This is a genomic window from Rhizobium sp. AN73 (assembly GCF_030757975.1).
Classification (GTDB): domain Bacteria; phylum Pseudomonadota; class Alphaproteobacteria; order Rhizobiales; family Rhizobiaceae; genus Agrobacterium; species Agrobacterium arsenijevicii.
In genome coordinates, this window is record NZ_JARWME010000002.1 from 2,577,062 (window position 1) to 2,594,885 (window position 17,824).

17 protein-coding genes and 1 pseudogene are annotated in these 17,824 nt (G+C 56.3%); 8 read left to right on the forward strand and 10 right to left on the reverse strand.

Features of this window, described 5'->3' with window-relative positions; all coding sequences use genetic code 11:
* Positions 1-37 precede the first annotated feature (37 nt).
* The 5 genes from gyrB to RBH10_RS22615 all read right to left on the reverse strand — a co-directional run bounded on the left by gyrB (position 38) and on the right by RBH10_RS22615 (position 5,367).
* Positions 38-2,473: a DNA topoisomerase (ATP-hydrolyzing) subunit B gene (gene gyrB, locus RBH10_RS22595; RefSeq protein ID WP_281038361.1), complete on the reverse strand. Its 2,436-nt coding sequence runs from the start codon at positions 2,471-2,473 to the stop codon at positions 38-40.
* A 155-nt stretch (positions 2,474-2,628) separates the two neighbouring features.
* A complete protein-coding gene (locus RBH10_RS22600; RefSeq protein WP_045020477.1) occupies positions 2,629-2,994 on the reverse strand; it encodes a helix-turn-helix domain-containing protein in 366 nt (121 codons plus the stop codon).
* Entirely contained in the window at positions 2,991-3,563 is a 573-nt protein-coding gene (locus RBH10_RS22605) for a Smr/MutS family protein (RefSeq protein ID WP_281038360.1), read from the reverse strand. The genes RBH10_RS22600 and RBH10_RS22605 overlap by 4 nt, the downstream gene beginning before the upstream one ends.
* A complete protein-coding gene (locus tag RBH10_RS22610; RefSeq protein ID WP_281038359.1) occupies positions 3,560-4,672 on the reverse strand; it encodes a murein transglycosylase A in 1,113 nt (370 codons plus the stop codon). The genes RBH10_RS22605 and RBH10_RS22610 overlap by 4 nt, the downstream gene beginning before the upstream one ends.
* On the reverse strand, positions 4,669-5,367 hold the full coding sequence (locus RBH10_RS22615; protein ID WP_281038358.1) for a Tim44/TimA family putative adaptor protein: 699 nt from the start codon (positions 5,365-5,367) through the stop codon (positions 4,669-4,671). The genes RBH10_RS22610 and RBH10_RS22615 overlap by 4 nt, the downstream gene beginning before the upstream one ends.
* A gap of 141 nt (positions 5,368-5,508) precedes the next feature.
* On the opposite strand from RBH10_RS22615, the gene RBH10_RS22620 reads away from it, so the two are divergent.
* Positions 5,509-6,069 carry an FxsA family protein gene (locus RBH10_RS22620; protein WP_281038357.1) on the forward strand — a complete coding sequence of 187 codons (561 nt, stop codon included), beginning with the start codon at positions 5,509-5,511 and terminating at the stop codon, positions 6,067-6,069.
* Between the two features lie 103 nt (positions 6,070-6,172).
* Positions 6,173-6,655 carry a protein-export chaperone SecB gene (gene secB / locus RBH10_RS22625; protein ID WP_003516359.1) on the forward strand — a complete coding sequence of 161 codons (483 nt, stop codon included), beginning with the start codon at positions 6,173-6,175 and terminating at the stop codon, positions 6,653-6,655.
* 121 nt (positions 6,656-6,776) lie between these two features.
* On the opposite strand, the gene dnaQ is transcribed toward secB, so the two are convergent.
* Genes dnaQ through RBH10_RS22650 form a run of 5 tightly spaced genes read right to left on the reverse strand, consistent with a single transcriptional unit; the run spans position 6,777 to position 10,381 of the window.
* A complete protein-coding gene (gene dnaQ / locus RBH10_RS22630; protein ID WP_281038356.1) occupies positions 6,777-7,475 on the reverse strand; it encodes a DNA polymerase III subunit epsilon in 699 nt (232 codons plus the stop codon).
* On the reverse strand, positions 7,468-8,076 hold the full coding sequence (gene coaE / locus RBH10_RS22635) for a dephospho-CoA kinase (protein ID WP_281038355.1): 609 nt from the start codon (positions 8,074-8,076) through the stop codon (positions 7,468-7,470). The genes dnaQ and coaE overlap by 8 nt, the downstream gene beginning before the upstream one ends.
* Positions 8,076-8,936, reverse strand: coding sequence for a shikimate dehydrogenase (locus RBH10_RS22640; protein WP_281038354.1), 861 nt, complete (start codon positions 8,934-8,936; stop codon positions 8,076-8,078). The genes coaE and RBH10_RS22640 overlap by 1 nt, the downstream gene beginning before the upstream one ends.
* The gene (locus RBH10_RS22645; RefSeq protein WP_281038353.1) at positions 8,929-9,528 is read right to left on the reverse strand and encodes a Maf-like protein; all 600 of its coding nucleotides are present in this window, start codon (positions 9,526-9,528) and stop codon (positions 8,929-8,931) included. The genes RBH10_RS22640 and RBH10_RS22645 overlap by 8 nt, the downstream gene beginning before the upstream one ends.
* 31 nt (positions 9,529-9,559) lie before the next feature.
* Positions 9,560-10,381: a pyruvate, water dikinase regulatory protein gene (locus RBH10_RS22650; RefSeq protein WP_045020463.1), complete on the reverse strand. Its 822-nt coding sequence runs from the start codon at positions 10,379-10,381 to the stop codon at positions 9,560-9,562.
* A 407-nt stretch (positions 10,382-10,788) separates the two neighbouring features.
* On the opposite strand from RBH10_RS22650, the gene hemE reads away from it, so the two are divergent.
* From hemE to rsmG, 6 genes and pseudogenes are all read left to right on the forward strand, one after another.
* The gene (hemE, locus tag RBH10_RS22655) at positions 10,789-11,823 is read left to right on the forward strand and encodes a uroporphyrinogen decarboxylase (protein ID WP_281038352.1); all 1,035 of its coding nucleotides are present in this window, start codon (positions 10,789-10,791) and stop codon (positions 11,821-11,823) included.
* Positions 11,820-12,365: a protoporphyrinogen oxidase HemJ gene (gene hemJ, locus RBH10_RS22660; RefSeq protein ID WP_281038351.1), complete on the forward strand. Its 546-nt coding sequence runs from the start codon at positions 11,820-11,822 to the stop codon at positions 12,363-12,365. Before hemE ends, hemJ begins: the two co-directional genes overlap by 4 nt.
* A 185-nt stretch (positions 12,366-12,550) precedes the next feature.
* Positions 12,551-13,816, forward strand: a complete 1,266-nt coding sequence (gene rho / locus RBH10_RS22665) for a transcription termination factor Rho (RefSeq protein WP_082065852.1) — start codon at positions 12,551-12,553, stop codon at positions 13,814-13,816.
* 85 nt (positions 13,817-13,901) lie between these two features.
* A pseudogene (mnmE, locus tag RBH10_RS22670) lies at positions 13,902-15,233 on the forward strand (tRNA uridine-5-carboxymethylaminomethyl(34) synthesis GTPase MnmE).
* Between the two features lie 62 nt (positions 15,234-15,295).
* Positions 15,296-17,179, forward strand: coding sequence for a tRNA uridine-5-carboxymethylaminomethyl(34) synthesis enzyme MnmG (gene mnmG / locus RBH10_RS22675; RefSeq protein ID WP_281038349.1), 1,884 nt, complete (start codon positions 15,296-15,298; stop codon positions 17,177-17,179).
* Between the two features lie 11 nt (positions 17,180-17,190).
* Positions 17,191-17,808 (forward strand): 16S rRNA (guanine(527)-N(7))-methyltransferase RsmG, encoded by a 618-nt coding sequence (gene rsmG / locus RBH10_RS22680; protein WP_281038348.1) that lies wholly within the window; start codon positions 17,191-17,193, stop codon positions 17,806-17,808.
* Positions 17,809-17,824 lie beyond the last annotated feature (16 nt).

Consider the following 17,824-nt stretch of genomic DNA (forward strand, 5'->3'; position numbering starts at 1 on the left):
GTTTCACGTGAATCGTTACGCGAGACGCTCCACAGGATTAAATGTCGAGGTTCGCAACGCTCAGGGCATTTTCCTGAATGAAGTCGCGGCGTGGTTCCACCTCATCGCCCATCAGGCGGGAGAACAGACCGTCGGCATCCGTCGCATCGTTGACCTTGACCTGCAGCAGCGAACGGACGTTGGCGTCGAGCGTCGTTTCCCACAGCTGCTCGGCATTCATTTCACCAAGACCCTTGTAACGCTGCATGGAAAGACCCTTGCGGCCTGCGGCGAAAATCGCATCCAAAAGGGCACGCGGACCGGCCAGTTCCAAAGTACCGTCCTTGCGTTGCAGAACCGGTGGCGTCGCGTAGATGTCGCGCGTGCGGGCTGCAAGCTGGTCGATATGACGGGCATCGGCCGAACCGAGCAGACCCATATCAAGCGTCGAGATTTCCTTGACGCCGCGCACCATGCGCTCGAAGCGCAAGCCGCCATCTTCCAGCACCGTGCCGGACCAGCCGCGTTCGGTTTCTTCCGCAATCATGTCCAGACGCCTTGCCACTTCGGCAACGGTTTCCTGGGCACGGGCGGCATTGGCTGAAAGCTCGGGGTTAAGGGCGCCGGCAATGGCTGCCTGCTCCACGATCGAGCGGCTGTAGCGCGAATGCAGGCCGTCGATCAGCGTGCGCATGCGCACCGCATCGAGAATGGCCTCGCGGAGATCGGCGCCGACACGCACTTCCCCGGAGCCGAGCGTCAGCGACGTGTCCTCGATGCCCATGGAGATCAGATATTCCTCCAGCGCCTTCTCATCCTTGAGGTATTGCACGGACTTGCCGCGCGTCACCTTATAAAGCGGCGGCTGGGCGATATAGAGATGGCCACGCTCGATCAGTTCCGGCATCTGGCGGAAGAAGAAGGTCAACAGCAGGGTACGGATGTGGGCGCCGTCGACGTCAGCATCCGTCATGATGATGATCTTATGGTAACGCAGCTTATCGGCGTTGAACTCGTCCTTGCCGATCGACGTGCCGAGCGCGGTGATCAGCGTACCGATTTCCTGGCTGGACAACATCTTGTCGAACCGGGCGCGCTCAACGTTCAGGATCTTGCCGCGCAGCGGCAGGATGGCCTGCGTTTCGCGCGAGCGGCCCTGCTTGGCCGAACCGCCAGCGGAGTCACCCTCGACGAGGAAGAGTTCGGATTTAGCCGGATCGCGCTCGGAGCAGTCGGCGAGCTTGCCGGGCAGAGAAGCAATATCGAGCGCGCCCTTACGACGCGTCAGTTCACGCGCCTTGCGGGCGGCTTCGCGGGCGATAGCCGCTTCCACCACCTTGCCGACAAGGATCTTCGCGTCCGACGGATGTTCTTCGAGCCATGTGGACAACGCCTCATTGACGAGACTTTCAACGACCGGGCGCACTTCGGACGAAACGAGCTTGTCCTTCGTCTGCGAGGAGAACTTGGGATCGGGAACCTTGACGGAAAGAATAGCTGTCAGACCTTCACGGCAGTCCTCGCCCTGCAAGCTCACCTTTTCCCTTTTCATGATGCCGGATGACTCGGCATAGGAAGTGACCTGACGGGTGAGTGCTGCGCGGAAACCGGCCATATGCGTGCCGCCGTCGCGCTGGGGAATGTTGTTGGTGAAGCACAGCATGTTTTCATGGTAGCTGTCGTTCCACCAAAGGGCGACTTCCACCGTCATGCCGTCCTTTTCGCCGTGAATGGTGACGGGCTTGTCCACCAGCGGCTTCTTGGCGCGATCCAGATACCGGACGAAGGCTTCAAGTCCGCCATCATACAGCAATTCCTGCTGCTTGACGTCCGAATGACGCTTGTCGGTGAGCAGGATGCGGACACCGGAGTTCAAAAACGCCAGTTCGCGCAGGCGGTGCTCCAGCGTGCCGTAATCGTAATCAGTCATGGTGAAGGTTTCCGGGCTTGCCAGGAAGGTGACTTCCGTGCCGGAGCGGCCTTCATATTCGCCAATGACGGAAAGCGGTGCATCGGCGACGCCGTGGGTGAAGCCGATTTCGTGCAGCTTGCCATTGCGGCGGATTCTGAGCTTCAGCCAGACCGAGAGCGCATTCACCACCGAAACGCCCACACCATGCAGACCGCCGGAAACCTTGTAGGAGTTCTGGTCGAATTTACCGCCCGCATGCAGCTGGGTCATGATGACTTCAGCGGCGGACACACCTTCGGAAGAATGGATGTCGGTCGGAATACCGCGTCCGTTATCTGTCACCGTCACAGATCCATCGGCGTTCAGCGTCACCGTCACCAGATCGGCGTGGCCCGCGAGCGCCTCGTCGATGGCGTTGTCGACCACTTCGTAGACCATGTGATGCAGGCCGGAGCCGTCATCGGTATCGCCGATATACATGCCGGGCCGTTTGCGCACAGCATCAAGACCCTTGAGGACCTTGATCGAATCGGCTCCGTATTCAGTGTTCGCGCCGACTTCGCTTGACGATGTTTCGGTCATAAGTACTCTTTCCAAAATTTCCTGGCCAAGTTTTCAGTGAGAAGGCCTGAAGCCCGCGAATCACTCAAATCCGACATACGACTATAGAAATTCTACACCCAATCCCAAAGGCCGCATGCCTCAGGACGCTGCATAAAGCAGGGGATAGAGGGGTTTCAATCGCAAGAACGGCTTTTTTGCAGCACCGCTGACAGTTCCTCTATCACACTCGGCGGCAGCTTGCGAATATCCCGCGCCAGCCTATTGGCGAAAGCGGTATATTGTGGCGGCAGACCCACCGTGTCGATCGCCACTTTCGGGTCAGACGAACCGGCAAGAAAGAACAATTCCTCCGCTTCGTCCCAGATGATGTTAAAATATCCGGCGATGCGCTGGAGGAGATCGAAGCTCGGCTTGCCACGTTTCCCATGCTCAAGCGCCGAGAGATACGCAGGGGAAACGCCGATTGCCGCCGCCATCTGCCTCTGCGTCACGCCCTTGCGCTCGCGAAGCAGCCGCACGGCCTCTGCAAAGGGCGTCATAATTTTTCACCCTTGCGGCGTGCCAGCCGGACATAGAGCGCACCATCGCCGCCGTGATTGGCCGATGCATCCTCATAGGACGAAATCAGGTGGCGGTATTCCGGTTTGGAGAACCACATGGGCACCGCCCTTTTCAGCGCGCCATCGCTGCCGATGGATCGCCCCTTGCCGGTGATGACGAGCACATGCCGAAGGCCCCGTTCATGCGCCCGCAACAGAAAATCGAGCAGGACCGCATGGGCTTCGCTCTGGAACATGCCGTGCAGATCGATCCGACCTTCCAGCGGCAGCCGGCCGCGCGTCAACTTGCGCTTGACCGGTTTTTCCATCGGTTGGTGAATTTTGGGCTTCTTGTCCGGCGTGACGGGCGGCACCTCCGCCGGCTCCACGAGCATGCGCGGAAAAACACCACCGTTGCCCGTTTGCGAAACGACAGGTTCCGCCGGGGTTTCCTCTATATCGTCGAAAGCCAGCAAATCCTCCAGCCTGCCGGAGATTGGCCGCGCCGTTCTTGCGACTTTACCCCACAGAATGCGTTCTTCCTTGCCAAGCTTTCGACTGCCCTTCATCGCCGATACCTTTCCGCAACAGCGTGCGGCAGCAGTATATAAAAATCGGCATCATTGCGCACCGTGCCCGCAAGTTCTCCCGCTTCGAAACCGGAGCCGGTGAAAATGTCGCCGCGTGCCGGGCCGACGATGGCCGACCCTGTATCCAGCGCCAGCATCAGCCGTGCGAAAGGTTTTCCGTCATCGAGATGGATCAATGACGGCGCATGGATGAAAAAGGGAAAACCGAAGGTATGGATAAGCCGATCTACCGCAAGCGACCGCCCGGCGACCAAGGGCACCTTGGCGGCGGCAATCGGTCCCATATCCAGATCAGCGACATCCGCCTCCCGGAAAAAAATATAGGAGCGGTTGTGCCACAACACCCCGTCCACCTCATCCGGATGGTCGGCAAGCCATTTGCGGATCGTCTGCATCGAGACCGTTTTCGGGTCCAGTTCCCCACGATCCAGAAGCAGCCGTCCGATTGGCGAAAACGGATGCCCGGCCTTGGCGGCATAGGTGATGCGTTTCACCTCTCCATCAGGAAACAGAAGACGGGCAGCGCCCTGAACATGGACGAAAAACAGATCGACCTTCGATTTCGCCCAGGCGATCTCAAGCCCCCTGCCCGCCAGATATCCTTCATCGATCGCACGACGATCGGGGAAAAAGGAAATGCCGTCCTCGCCCTCTCTGCCAAAAGCATAGGACGGATCAAAACCGACCGGGCGATTATCGTCATTGATATCAACCAGCTCCGGCGGGCGGCGGTAGATCGGATACCGCCAGACATCGTCGCGAACGGACGATACCTCCAGTTCCGGTTCATAAAAAGCCGTTACAAAACCGCTTTTCCCACCGGGTGGAGAAATTTTGAAAGGGACACAATTCGTCTCGAAAAACCGGCGGGCCTGTTCCGGACTATCCGCTTGTCCCTCGTCAACCGTCTCAAGAAGACAAACCAGTTCGGCGGCGGTAAGGCCCAGCGCGCCGGTTCTGTAGGGTTTTGCGTTCCGAAGATACGACAGGATCGTCCGCATCGCCGGAAACAGCTTGCGCGGATCGTCGTCCTGCCATCCCGGCAGATCACTGAAAGAAACTTCTTCGAACGAAAAGGGCGTATTCATTGCTCGGATTCGGTGGCAATCAGCTTCCAGTTCGGATCACGCGAGCGGACGTCACGCGAGAAGGTCCAGATGTCGTCCACTTCCGCAACCGTATCCGGATCGCCGTCCACCAGCTTGCCATCCTTGTCATAGGTGGCCGAAATCAGCTGGCTGACAATTCTGATCGTGATCTGCTCTTCGGAATCGCGAATGCCCGCCTGGGTGATATCCGCTTTTTCAATTCCGATGAAAGTGGACTTCACGACCTCGCCGCGACCTTCCCGCTCGGAAATCGCCGCGTCGAACCCGTCGAAAACCTCTTTCGACAGAAGGTTCTTGAGTGTCTTGCGGTCGCCATCGGCAAAACCCATGACGATCATCTCATAGGCCATGCGGGCGCCGTTCAGGAATTCCTTGGGGCGGAACGTCGGGTCCTTGGTCATCAGCTCGCGCAGGGATGTATTCAAGGCGGTTTCGACGGGTGCCAGAGCATCCGCCTCGGCAAAGCGGTTTTCATCCTCCACCTCGGCGCGTTTCGGCAGGGTCACGACCTTGTTATCGTCCGTGACGGGGCCTTTCGCGACATCGCGCGGGCTGTAGGGATCGAATGGCGGCTTCTCATTGCCGGTTCGGCGGCCGAGAACACTGCGCAGCTGAAGAAAGATCAGCACCGCCGCAACGAGAAAAAACAATGTGATAAAGTCGCTAAAGCCCATCTTTTACCAAAACCGCCATTTAAATTCAAAAACCTGAACATCATATAGTCTGCATCTTATCATCATTCAAATGTGCAGATTCAATCATCGGTGTTCTCGGGAACCGGCAATCTGCCAGAGATACACACGCAAGGCTAGAAGATGCGTTTTTCCTTTCTCCCTATCGTCATCCTGATGATGCCAATCCTGGAAATTGCCGGTTTCATCATCGTCGGCAAAACGATTGGTCTGTGGCTGACATTGGCGCTCGTCCTGTTCACGTCGTTTCTGGGGTTACTGATCCTGCGGCTCGGCGGCATCGGCATGGTCAGAAATCTTCAGGCCGCCGGGCGCACCGGCGCCCAGCCGGCGGATGAGCTGGTCAACGGCGCCATGCGGGTGGTCGCCGGGATCCTGCTTTTCGTTCCCGGCTTCATCACCGATATCCTCGGCCTTTTGCTGTTGTCGAAAACGGTAAGGCGCTTTTTCTGGAAGGTCTTAGGACCACGTGTCGTCGTGGCGGGTTCTTTTCGCCAGCCTGGCCACCAGTCCAGCAGCCAGACCGGTCCCCAGCCCGGTGACTTTACCGGGTTCCGCAATGATCAGGGAAAGACGGGTAATTCCAAGGTCGTGGACCTCGACGAGGAAGAGTTTCATCGCGAAGGGCCGAAGGATTCTCCCTGGTCCAGCAAGCCGGGTGATCGCGACCTGCCCAAGCCCTGACGGCCCGGCGGAAGGGTTCACGAAGGCCATAGCACGAAGGGTTGTAAGGCTCCGGTCGAAATGATAGACCGCCTTCCACGAATTCACGCCGCGAGGAAACGTAATGACCGCTGAAAATGGTGCACAGGGCGCAGTAAGTCCTTCCCTCAACATTCTTACCCAGTACATCAAGGATCTTTCGTTTGAAAATCCGGGTGCTCCTCGTTCGCTCCAGGCTCGTGACAATGCGCCGTCGATCAACATCAATGTCAATGTCAACGCAAACCCGATCTCCGGTTCGGATTTCGACGTTGTGCTGACGCTGAACGCCGAAGCCAAGGATGGCGACAAGGTTCTGTTCGCGGCCGAGCTGGTTTATGGCGGCGTGTTCCGCATTGCCGGTTTCCCGCAGGAACATATGCTGCCGGTGCTGTTCATCGAATGCCCGCGCCTGCTGTTCCCCTTCGCACGCCAGATCATCGCCGACGTCACCCGCAATGGCGGCTTCCCGCCGCTGATGATCGACCCGATCGATTTCGCGCAGATGTTTTCGCAGCGCGTTGCCGAGGAACAGGCGCGAGCCAAGGTTCAGGCCGTACCGAACTGAATGGCGCCAAACGCCACTCTTTGAGAGTTTCGACAAAACAAAACCCGGGTTCATCGCCCGGGTTTTTTATTTGACAGCATTCGTCATTTTTCTGCGTCGCATCCTGGGCGCCTTGGCGTACTCAATTCTGGTAACGATTCCAGATCGCCTTGTCGCCCATGCCGAGTACGAGCTTGCCATGGGCAGCGACCGTGTCCGCATCCAGTCTTGATGGCAACGCCTGCAACCTTTGCAGCGGCTCGAGCGGCACATCGTCTTCGATGACGACCGTTTCCTGTTTGGTGGCAGAACCGAAACCGAGCGCTGTCTGACGCCCGCCGATCATTTCTATATAGACTTCGGCGAGCAGTTCGGAGTCGAGAAGCGCGCCGTGCTTGGCACGGTGGGAGTTGTCGATCCCGTAACGCCGGCAAAGCGCATCCAGAGAATTCGGACCCATGGGGTGCTTGCGGCGGGCAAGCGAAAGCGTGTCCGTCACCAGATCGGCGGAGACCGGTTCAATGCCGAGACGGGCAAATTCCGCATTGATGAAGCCCATGTCGAATGTCGCATTATGCGCCACCCAGCGGGCTCCCTCGAAAAAGTCGCGGATCTGATCAACGACATCAGCGAATTTCGGCTTGTCTTTCAGGAAGTCGTCGGTAATGCCATGGACCGCGAGCGCATCCGGGTGAACCTTGCGATCTTCGGGGTTGATATAAATATGCAGCGTGCGGCCGGTGGGGAAATGGTTGTTCAGCTCAATCCCGCCGATTTCGATCACGCGGTCGAGTTTCGATTCAAGGCCTGTGGTTTCCGTATCGAAAATGATCTCACGCATTTTTCTCTCCGTGGCCCGAACCGGCACCCAATCTCTGCAAAATCTCTCTTACCTGATCCCGCGCCGCTTCGACACCATTTCCGGTGTCAATGATAAAATCGGCGCGCCGGCGCTTTTCAGCATCGGGCATCTGCCGGGTAAGGATCATTTCAAATTTCTCTTCCGTCATGCCGGGCCGCGATAAAACCCGCTGGCGCTGTATTTCCGGTGCGCAACTGACAACGACTATTTTACCGACCCGTGCTTCCGCCCCGGTTTCAAACAGCAGGGGAATATCGAGAAGGGCGAACTTTCGATCTTCCTTCTTTGCCTTTTCAAGAAAGGCTTCCTGCCTTTCGCGAACCAGCGGATGGACAATCGCTTCCAGCTCGCTGAAATTAGCCGGATTCTCCCGCAGCATATCGGCAAGTTTCTGGCGATCCACCGCGTCGGAAACGGTGGTGCCCGGAAAGGTGGCTTCGATTAGCGGCACGGCTTCCGCCCGATAAAGGTCGTGCACGACTGCATCTGAATCGAGAACCGGAACACCTTCCTCGGCAAACAGTTTCGCCGTCGTCGTTTTTCCCATTCCGATCGAGCCGGTAAGACCGATGACGATCATCAATGTTTCTCCATGTCCTCAATGATGAGGGAACGGAGGTTTTCGTCGACTTCCGGCATTTCACCGAACCATTTTTTAAAGCCGGGTTTGGCCTGATGAAGGAGCATGCCGAGCCCATCGACAGTGGCTATACCCTGCGTCTCCGCCATTTGCAGGATGGGGGTTCTCAATGGCACATAGACGATATCGGTCACGATGGCATTTGCGGCCAGCGGCGAAAAATCGATCTCGGGCGCTTCACTCCCGTCCATACCGAGCGATGTCGTGTTCACAAACAGCCCGGCGCCCTGCATGACTTCATGAAGCGCACCCTGGGGATGGGAAAAAACCCGCGCGCCAAAACGGTCGGCCATTTCGCGGGCACGTTCGACCGTGCGGTTCAGGACATGGATTTCAGCAACGCCGCGGTCGCGCAGGGACTGAACCACCGCCCGGCTTGCACCGCCCGCTCCGAAAACCACGGCCCGGTCTGTTTTATCCCAGCCGGGATGGCGCTCGTCGAGATTGGAGACAAAACCATAACCATCCGTATTGGTGGCCCGCAGTTTGCCCTCTTCCATCCATACGGTGTTGGCCGCACCCAGTTCCTCCGCCAGCTCGTCGGGGCTATCCGCCAGCTTGTAGGCCACTTCCTTGTGCGGAATGGTGACATTGCCACCGACCGCAACACCCGGTCCCTGCTCCTTCAATGCCGCAATGAAATTGGGGAAGTCATCAGGAGAAACTTCAACAGCCTTGTAGGAACCGGCGATGCCGAATTTCTTCAGCCAGTAGGAATGAATGATCGGCGACCGGGAATGCTTGATCGGGTAACCGACAACGAAGGCATTTATAGTTAATGTTTCACGTGAATCAGCCATCGATGACATCCATGTCGCGTAGTTTCGTTAAAAGAGGCAGAAGCGGCAGGCCGAGAATGGTGAAGTAATCCCCCTCTATCGAGGTAAATAGCTGGATTCCTTCTCCCTCAAGCTGATAGGCGCCAACGCTGCTCAAGGCCTTCTCCCCCACGCGTTGCAGGTGGCGGGAGACGAATTCGGCGCTCAAACTCCGCACGGAAAGTTCGGCGCTGGAAACCGTCTGCCATATCACCTCACCGCCGCAGGCAAGAACGGCTGCGCTGTTCAGGCGGTGAACCTTCCCGGATAATGAGAGCAGATGTGCCTCAGCTTCGACCATGGTTTTCGGCTTGTGGTAAACACGCGCCCCGAGCGCCATGGTCTGGTCGCATCCAAGAACCAGCGCCTCCGGATGGAGCGCGCTTACTGCAAGGGCCTTGGCCTTGGCGAGTTCAAGCGCGACCTCTTCGGGGCCAGCGCCGTTTTGTTCCAGCTGCTCATCGAGCGCGCGCTCGTCAATATCCGCCGGGATCGCCGAAAATATCAGCCCGGCATTGCGCATCAACATCTGGCGGGATGCGCTGGACGAGGCGAGGATCAACTCTTGTTTCATCGACTGTCTGCTCCGAATGGTGCGATCCGGATTATCGTGTCCTCGGGCGAAGGGCAAGGATGGCGGCGGCCGTTTCCTCGATGGAACGGCGTGTGACATCGATCAGCGGCCAATTATTGCGGGCACAGAGCGCGCGCGCATATTTCAGCTCTTCCATGATGGTGGCGCGATCCGTGTAGCGCCCGCTGTCAAATCCGCCTGTCGTGCCGAGTTCCCGGTTTTCGCGCACCTGCGATATGCGGTCCGATGTCGCGACGAGACCGACGATCAAAGGCCGGGTCGCCGCATAGAGGCTTTCCGGCAAAGGCACGTTGGGAACGACCGGTATATTGGCGGTCTTTATTCCCCTGTTGGCGAGATAGATGCTGGTCGGTGTTTTCGACGTTCGGCTGATCCCGATGATGACGATATCTGCTTCATCATAGGTTTCCGGCATTTGGCCGTCATCATGGTCCATCGCGAAATTGAGCGCTTCAATCCGCGCGAAATAATCCGCGTTCAGCGCATGCTGCGCCCCGACCCGGCGTCTCGAGGGAGCACCGAGATAGGTCTGGAAAATGCCGATGATCGGTTCGAGGACGTTAACGCAGGGTACCCCGATCGCGTGGCAGCGCAAGTCCAGGAACTCGGCCAGTTGTTGATCCACGATGGTATAAAGGACGATGCCCGGTTCCTTGTCGATCAGGTCCACCACCTGGGCGAGCTGTTTCTGGTTCCTGATCATCGGATAAACATGTTCCACGGGCATTGAAGCGTGGAACTGGGCCGAGACGGCACGACCGGCCGACATGAGAGTCTCTCCGGTTGAGTCCGAAATCAGGTGCAAATGGAAGAAGCTTTTTTTGTTCTCCACGCTGTTTTTCTCTCGCTGTTGATAAACCGGGACAAACTTTCGAATTGTCCCGCAGGCCGAACCGCGACGTGGATAAAGTGGGTTTTTTCCACAATCTGCAAGTGGCGTCATTGCCGTTCGGCATGCCTGTGAATTGTCTGGAAACTTTGAACTTGTTCAAATCCATCCACAAGCTGTACACAGATAAAAGCTTTCATGGAAGAACCATAAAATATTGAAAATATTATATAAATTTCCGTTTTCCAGTTTATCAGCGACAGGCTGGGATTCGTTATACCCAAGCCGTGATACTTATACCCGGCTGCGGCATATCGACTGGAAAGATTTTAATCCTTGCTACTCACCGACTCTAAGAAATAGAAAATCTTTTAAATCTCTTAGATTTTATTTTTTACGAGTTGGGTAGCATGAGCGAACGTAAGGTTTTAAAGGTGTTGAACGGACAAACGGTCACACCTCCGCCCATATGGCTGATGCGGCAGGCAGGGCGTTACCTTCCCGAGTACAGGGAAACGCGAAAGAACGCCGGCAGCTTCCTCGATCTCTGTTATAATCCCGAACTGGCAACCGAAGTGACGCTTCAGCCTATTCGCCGGTTTGGTCTGGATGCAGCTATCCTCTTTTCCGATATTCTGGTGATACCCGACGCGCTGGATCGCAACGTCTCCTTCAGCGAGGGAAAGGGTCCGGCGATGGATCCGATCGATGTGGATGGCATCGAAAGGCTGGATATGGCGAATGTCATCGCGCATCTTTCACCCGTTTTCGAAACCGTGTCCCGTTTGCGCAGGACGTTGCCGGATGAGACGACGCTTCTCGGTTTCTGCGGCGCGCCATGGACTGTTGCCACCTACATGATTGCAGGCCACGGAACGCCGGATCAGGCGCCAGCGCGGCTGTTCGGTTACCGTGAGCCGGCCGCCATGGAAAAGCTTCTTGCCTTGCTGGCTGAGATTTCCGCCGATTACCTGGTGGCGCAGATCGATGCCGGGGCTGATGCGGTGCAGATTTTCGATTCCTGGGCCGGTGTGCTCGGCGAAAAGGAATTCGAGGAGTATGCGGTAAAACCCGTTGCCCGCATCATCGCCTCGGTGCGCGCCCGTCGCCCCGCTGCGAAGATCATCGCCTTCGCCAAGGGGGCCGGTTATCTTCTCAAGGATTATCGCCGCAAGACGGGTGCAGACGCCATCGGGCTCGACTGGGCGGTGCCGCTCGGTTTCGCCAGAGATCTGCAGAAGGAAGGCCCGGTGCAGGGCAATCTGGACCCGATGCTGATGGTGGCGGGTGGCAAGGCTTTGCAGGATGGCATTGACGCCGTGCTGGAGGCTCTTGGGCAAGGACCGCTGATCTTCAATCTCGGCCATGGCATCACGCCGCAGGCCGATCCGGAAAACGTGACGAGACTGGTGCAGCGGGTGCGTAGCCGCGGGGCTGGGGTATGAGCGGGGAGAAACAGACCTCCGCCCGTTCCGGAAACAGGGCCGCGCTTCGTGCAGGCATCGTGCTCAGCGTCTTTGCTGCCTTTATCGCCCTACTGTTTTATGCCGATCCGGGCGATCTTTACCTCTGGATCAAGGCGCTTCATATCATCGCGGTGATTTCCTGGATGGCCGCGATTTTTTATCTGCCGCGGCTGTTTATCTACCACACCGATGCGCCCGCCGGTTCGCCGCAATCCGAAACCTTCAAGGTGATGGAACAGCGGCTGATCAAGGTCATCATGAACCCGGCGATGATGATCACCTGGGCATTGGGGCTCTATCTCGCCTGGTCGGTCTACGGTTTTTCCGGTGGCTGGTTGCACGCGAAAATGGCGCTGGTGGTGCTTCTGACCATCACCCATGTTTATTTCACCCGCAGTGCCAAACGTTTCGCGCGGGATGAAAATATCAGGCCTGCCCGTCACTGGCGGTTGATGAACGAGGTTCCGACGGTCTTGATGATCCTCATAGTCATACTTGTGGTTGTGAAACCCTTCGGTTAAGAGGGCGTAACGATAAATTTCGCGGAATTCGTGCTTTCCTCTTGCAGTAGCCCTATTCAATCGCTATTTTCGGCTCACTCATCTCGTGGCATGTAAATTATTCAGTCATCTGCGGCTTCTCCCACAGCATCTGATTCGCGAACACGCCCTCCCCCGACATTACATTATCAAACGGTCTTTCCTTCATGGCTGAAATGAAGCTTCAGGAACTTAAGAGCAAATCGCCTACCGACTTGCTGACTTTTGCCGAATCCCTGGAAGTTGAAAATGCGAGCACCATGCGCAAGCAGGAGCTTATGTTCGCAATCCTCAAGGTTCTCGCGAGCCAGGACATCGAAATTATCGGCGAAGGCGTCGTTGAAGTCCTGCAGGACGGTTTCGGTTTCCTGCGGTCTGCAAACGCAAATTATCTGCCCGGTCCGGACGATATCTATATTTCGCCGTCGCAGATCCGCCGCTTCTCGTTGAAGACCGGCGATACTGTCGAAGGCCCGATCCGTGGACCCAAGGAAGGCGAACGTTACTTCGCTCTTCTCAAGGTCAACACGATCAACTTCGATGATCCAGAAAAAATCCGTCACAAGGTCCACTTCGATAATCTGACGCCGCTTTATCCGAATGAGCGGTTCAAGATGGAGCTGGAACTTCCGACAACGAAGGATCTGTCTTCGCGGGTAATCGATCTGGTCGCGCCGCTCGGCAAGGGCCAGCGTGGATTGATCGTCGCTCCGCCGCGTACCGGTAAAACGGTACTGTTGCAGAACATCGCCCATTCCATCACGGCGAACCATCCGGAATGTTACCTGATCGTTCTTCTGATCGACGAACGCCCGGAAGAAGTCACCGACATGCAGCGTTCGGTGAAGGGTGAGGTTGTGTCCTCCACCTTCGACGAACCCGCTGTACGCCACGTCCAGGTCGCGGAAATGGTCATCGAAAAGGCGAAGCGCCTTGTCGAACACGGCCGTGACGTTGTCATCCTGCTCGATTCCATTACCCGCCTTGGCCGCGCCTATAACACGGTCGTTCCGTCTTCCGGCAAGGTTCTGACCGGTGGTGTGGATGCCAACGCGCTGCAGCGGCCGAAGCGTTTCTTCGGTGCCGCGCGTAACATCGAAGAAGGTGGTTCGCTGACGATTATCGCGACCGCGCTGATCGACACCGGCAGCCGTATGGACGAAGTGATCTTCGAAGAATTCAAGGGTACGGGCAACTCGGAAATCGTTCTCGATCGCAAGGTCGCAGACAAGCGCATCTTCCCGGCGCTCGATATTCTGAAGTCCGGTACGCGTAAGGAAGACCTGCTCGTACCGCGTCAGGACCTGCAGAAGATCTTTGTGCTTCGCCGAATTCTTGCTCCGATGGGAACGATGGACGCCATCGAGTTCCTGATCGACAAGCTGAAGCAGACCAAGACCAACTCGGATTTCTTCGAATCCATGAATACCTGATCCGGAGTTTAACTGGCTCCATCGACAAAGCTTTAAAGCCGCATCCGTTTGCTCGGATGCGGCTTGACTGTTTTAACCGAGGTGAATGATGCCAGCTTCCGCCGATACCATTTATGCGCTTTCAAGCGGGGCACTGCCGGCCGGTGTCGCGATCATCAGGATCAGCGGGCTTAAAGCCTTCGAAGCTTATGTAAGGTTGTCAGGTGGGCAACTTCCCACACCCCGGCGGGCAGTACTCGAATCGATCTGAAACCGAAATAATGAGATCATCGACCAGGCGCTGATGATCGTTTTTCCCGGTCCGAATTCTTTCACGGGTGAGAACTGTATCGAAATCCACAGTCACGGCAGCCGTGCGGTTGTCGCCTCCATTTTTGCGGAACTTGAAGCGCTCGATGGATTCCGGCCCGCGGAAGCCGGTGAGTTTTCCCGCCGCGCCTTTGAAAACGGCAAGATGGATCTTCTCGAAATTGAAGGTCTTGCGGATCTGCTACAGGCTGAAACGGAGATGCAGCGGCGGCTGGCGGTTGAACAGAGCACCGGCAAATTGTCGGCGCTCTACGACGGCTGGGCAAGCCGGTTGACGCGCGCGCGCGCCCTGATCGAGGCGGAGCTGGATTTCGCTGACGAGGAGGACGTGCCGGATTCGGTTGCCGTTCAGGTTTGGGATACAATGAAGCAGCTGAAGGGTGAAATCGCGGATCACCTGCAGAGCGGTGGAAGCAGCGAAATCATTCGCGACGGGTTCAAGGTCGCGCTGGTAGGAGAGCCCAATGCGGGCAAATCCACGCTTCTCAATGCTCTGAGCGGTCGCGATGTTGCCATTGTCACTGACATTGCCGGCACAACCAGAGACGTCCTGAGTGTGGATATCAATCTGGATGGCTATCTCGTCCGGATATTTGATACGGCCGGAATTCGGGAGACGCAGGATGTTGTCGAAAAGGAAGGCGTGCGGCGCGCCGTTTTGACAGCGGAAACCGCAGATCTCGTTCTGCTGTTGCAAGACAACGATTCGATTCCGAAACAATCAATCGTTTCATTTAAAAACGCGCGCCGTTTGCGTGTGCGGACCAAATTGGCGCTCTCATCGTCTGCTGTGGATAATGATTTTGATCTCTCTATCTCGGCCAAGGAAGGTTTTGGTCTGGATGAGTTGCGTTTGTTGATCAAGCAGGAGATTGAAAGCAGAGTGGGTGTCGCCCAGACATTGGTCCCTGCCCGCGCCCGTCACAAAAAACGACTTGAAGAGACGCTGAACTATGTTAGTGATGCGCTCAATTCCGAGACCATGGACCTTGCTATAAGGTCGGAATATTTGAGACTCGCAGCAACATCGCTTGGACGCATTACTGGCCGCGTCGATGTGGAAGATTTGCTGGGCGTGATCTTCTCGGAATTCTGCATAGGAAAATGATTCACGTGAAACATTGGTGGCCAATACGGCAAAGCCGATGATTTAGGATAAGGCGCAGGGATATGCACCAGTCATTTGATGTCATTGTTATCGGTGGTGGACATGCCGGCAGTGAAGCTGCGGCTGCCGCTGCACGACATGGCGCTAAAACCGCTCTCGTTACCCATAAGCGAGAGACAATTGGGGTGATGTCCTGTAACCCGGCAATCGGTGGTCTCGGCAAAGGACACCTGGTCCGCGAAATTGATGCGCTGGACGGTTTGATGGGCCGGGTTGCCGATGCAGCGGGAATTCAATTCCGTATGCTCAATCGCAAAAAGGGTCCGGCCGTCCGCGGACCGCGCACGCAGGCTGATCGGCGGCTTTATCGCGAGGCCATGCAGCGGGAAATCAACGCAATTGAAAACCTGACTATTATTGAAGGCGATGCTTTCGATATTGAAATGGCGGATGATAAGGTCTCCGCCGTAATCATGGGAAACGGTAGCCGGATTCCCTGTGGCGCTGTTGTATTGACCAGCGGCACCTTTTTGCGGGGCCTTATTCATATCGGTTCCGAAAAGATTCCTGCCGGCCGGGTCGGTGAAAAACCCTCTCTCGGCCTTTCCGACACGCTTGCGCGTCTGGGCCTCGCCATGGGCCGGCTGAAGACCGGTACCCCTGCCCGACTTGACGGGCGTACGATCGATTGGGACGCCGTGGATCGACAAGCGGCCGACGAGGATCCGGTTCCGTTTTCCTTCATGACGAACCGCATTCTCAACCCGCAGATCGAATGCGGTGTAACCCGGACGACGCCAGCCGGGCACAAGATCATTCAGGACAATATTCATCTATCGGCGATGTATTCGGGACAGATCGAAGGCGTCGGCCCGCGTTATTGCCCGTCGATTGAGGACAAGATTACCCGCTTCGGAGAGCGCGACGGTCATCAGATATTTCTGGAACCGGAAGGCCTGGACGACCACACCATTTATCCGAACGGGATTTCGACGTCGCTTCCCGCGTCCGTTCAGGAGCAATTTATCCGCACCATACCCGGTCTTGAGCAAGTCGCCATTATCCAGCCTGGCTACGCGATTGAATATGATTATGTCGATCCGCGCGAGCTGAAGCCCTCCCTAGAGTGCCGAAAAATTGCTGGATTGTTTCTCGCTGGACAGATCAATGGCACGACAGGTTATGAGGAGGCCGGTGCTCAGGGTCTGGTTGCCGGACTGAACGCATCGCTTTATGCGGGAGATGCTGACCCAATCCATTTCAGCCGTACGGAGTCCTACATCGGCGTGATGATCGACGACCTTACCTCGAAGGGTGTTAGCGAACCCTATCGTATGTTTACGTCGAGAGCTGAATATCGCCTTTCGCTGCGCGTTGATAATGCCGATCTACGGCTCACGCCCATTGGCCAGATGGCTGGTATTATTGGCAGTGACCGGGAAAAACGCTTCGCAAACTTCATTTCCGATCTGGACCGTGGCCGGGAGATGATGAAGAGCATTTCCATCAGCCCGTCTCAGGCCGCGAAGCAGGGATTGAAACTCAACCAGGACGGTCAGCGCCGCTCCGTCTATGAGTTGCTCGCTTACCCTGATATCACCATGGAAGCTCTTACGACGCATTGGCCGGAACTTGGTGCGCTTGGCAGCAAAGTCGCCGAGGTTTTGCAGATCGAGGCAAGTTATGCCGTCTATATGCAGCGACAGAGTGCGGATATTGTCGATATCAAGCGCGATGAAGACAGAAAAATACCTGACGACTTCGATTTTCAAGCCTTGTCTGGTCTCTCCAACGAACTGAAACAAAAGCTGGAAAAGGCGCGTCCGGAGAACATTGCTCAAGCTGCCCGTGTTGACGGTATGACACCTGCTGCGATATCGCTGCTTCTCGCACTTCTGCGGAAAAGCACCGCAACACGAAGTGAAAAATTACGCATGCACCAATAGCGAGTCGGACAATGAAGATAAACGGCCAGAGTGTTTCACGTGAAACACAGGAGAGGCTCGAACATTTTGTCGAGCTTTTCAAGAAGTGGAATAGAACCACAAATCTGGTGGCGCCTTCAACTCTGACCGAGCTCTGGAGCCGGCATGTGGCCGACAGTGCGCAGATATTTCAGCTCTCTCCTCAACCGCAAAAATGGATTGATCTGGGTAGTGGCGGCGGCTTTCCTGGTGTCATCACGGCGATTTTTCTGGCGGAATTGGGAGATGGTTGGGTCGATCTGGTTGAGAGCAATAATAAAAAGGCTGCGTTTTTGCGGGTTGCGCTGAAGGAAACCGGCGCAAGGGGCGCAGTTCATCCAGTCAGAATTGAAAAAGCACCCGAAACCATCAAAAATTGCGATGCGGTTTCCGCGCGAGCCCTCGCCGAGATGGATTTGCTTTTCGACTATATTCTTCCTTGGGCGCAGAATAATCCAAATCTCAAGGCTTATTTTAATAAAGGCCGGGATTATGATTCCGAAGTGAAGAAAGCGCATGGCCGCTGGCAGTTTGATCTGGTAAAACATCAGAGTGCCATTGAGGCAGATTCTGTTGTTCTTGAAATCAGAAACCTCATTTTGAGGCACTGACGAACTGACCAGGTGC

Bases quoted from the DNA above. Each gene is read 5' to 3' on its own strand.
- secB (WP_003516359.1), top strand. From the start codon at position 6,173: ATGACCGCTGAAAATGGTGCACAGGGCGCAGTAAGTCCTTCCCTCAAC.
- hemJ (WP_281038351.1), top strand. From the start codon at position 11,820: ATGAGCGGGGAGAAACAGACCTCCGCCCGTTCCGGAAACAGGGCCGCG.
- rho (WP_082065852.1), top strand. From the start codon at position 12,551: ATGGCTGAAATGAAGCTTCAGGAACTTAAGAGCAAATCGCCTACCGAC.
- dnaQ (WP_281038356.1), bottom strand. From the start codon at position 7,475: ATGCGTGAGATCATTTTCGATACGGAAACCACAGGCCTTGAATCGAAA.
- gyrB (WP_281038361.1), bottom strand. From the start codon at position 2,473: ATGACCGAAACATCGTCAAGCGAAGTCGGCGCGAACACTGAATACGGA.
- RBH10_RS22605 (WP_281038360.1), bottom strand. From the start codon at position 3,563: ATGAAGGGCAGTCGAAAGCTTGGCAAGGAAGAACGCATTCTGTGGGGT.
- RBH10_RS22615 (WP_281038358.1), bottom strand. From the start codon at position 5,367: ATGGGCTTTAGCGACTTTATCACATTGTTTTTTCTCGTTGCGGCGGTG.
- rsmG (WP_281038348.1), top strand. From the start codon at position 17,191: ATGAAGATAAACGGCCAGAGTGTTTCACGTGAAACACAGGAGAGGCTC.
- RBH10_RS22600 (WP_045020477.1), bottom strand. From the start codon at position 2,994: ATGACGCCCTTTGCAGAGGCCGTGCGGCTGCTTCGCGAGCGCAAGGGC.
- RBH10_RS22640 (WP_281038354.1), bottom strand. From the start codon at position 8,936: ATGGCTGATTCACGTGAAACATTAACTATAAATGCCTTCGTTGTCGGT.
- RBH10_RS22620 (WP_281038357.1), top strand. From the start codon at position 5,509: ATGCGTTTTTCCTTTCTCCCTATCGTCATCCTGATGATGCCAATCCTG.
- RBH10_RS22645 (WP_281038353.1), bottom strand. From the start codon at position 9,528: ATGAAACAAGAGTTGATCCTCGCCTCGTCCAGCGCATCCCGCCAGATG.
- hemE (WP_281038352.1), top strand. From the start codon at position 10,789: ATGAGCGAACGTAAGGTTTTAAAGGTGTTGAACGGACAAACGGTCACA.
- mnmG (WP_281038349.1), top strand. From the start codon at position 15,296: ATGCACCAGTCATTTGATGTCATTGTTATCGGTGGTGGACATGCCGGC.
- coaE (WP_281038355.1), bottom strand. From the start codon at position 8,076: ATGATCGTCATCGGTCTTACCGGCTCGATCGGAATGGGAAAAACGACG.
- RBH10_RS22610 (WP_281038359.1), bottom strand. From the start codon at position 4,672: ATGAATACGCCCTTTTCGTTCGAAGAAGTTTCTTTCAGTGATCTGCCG.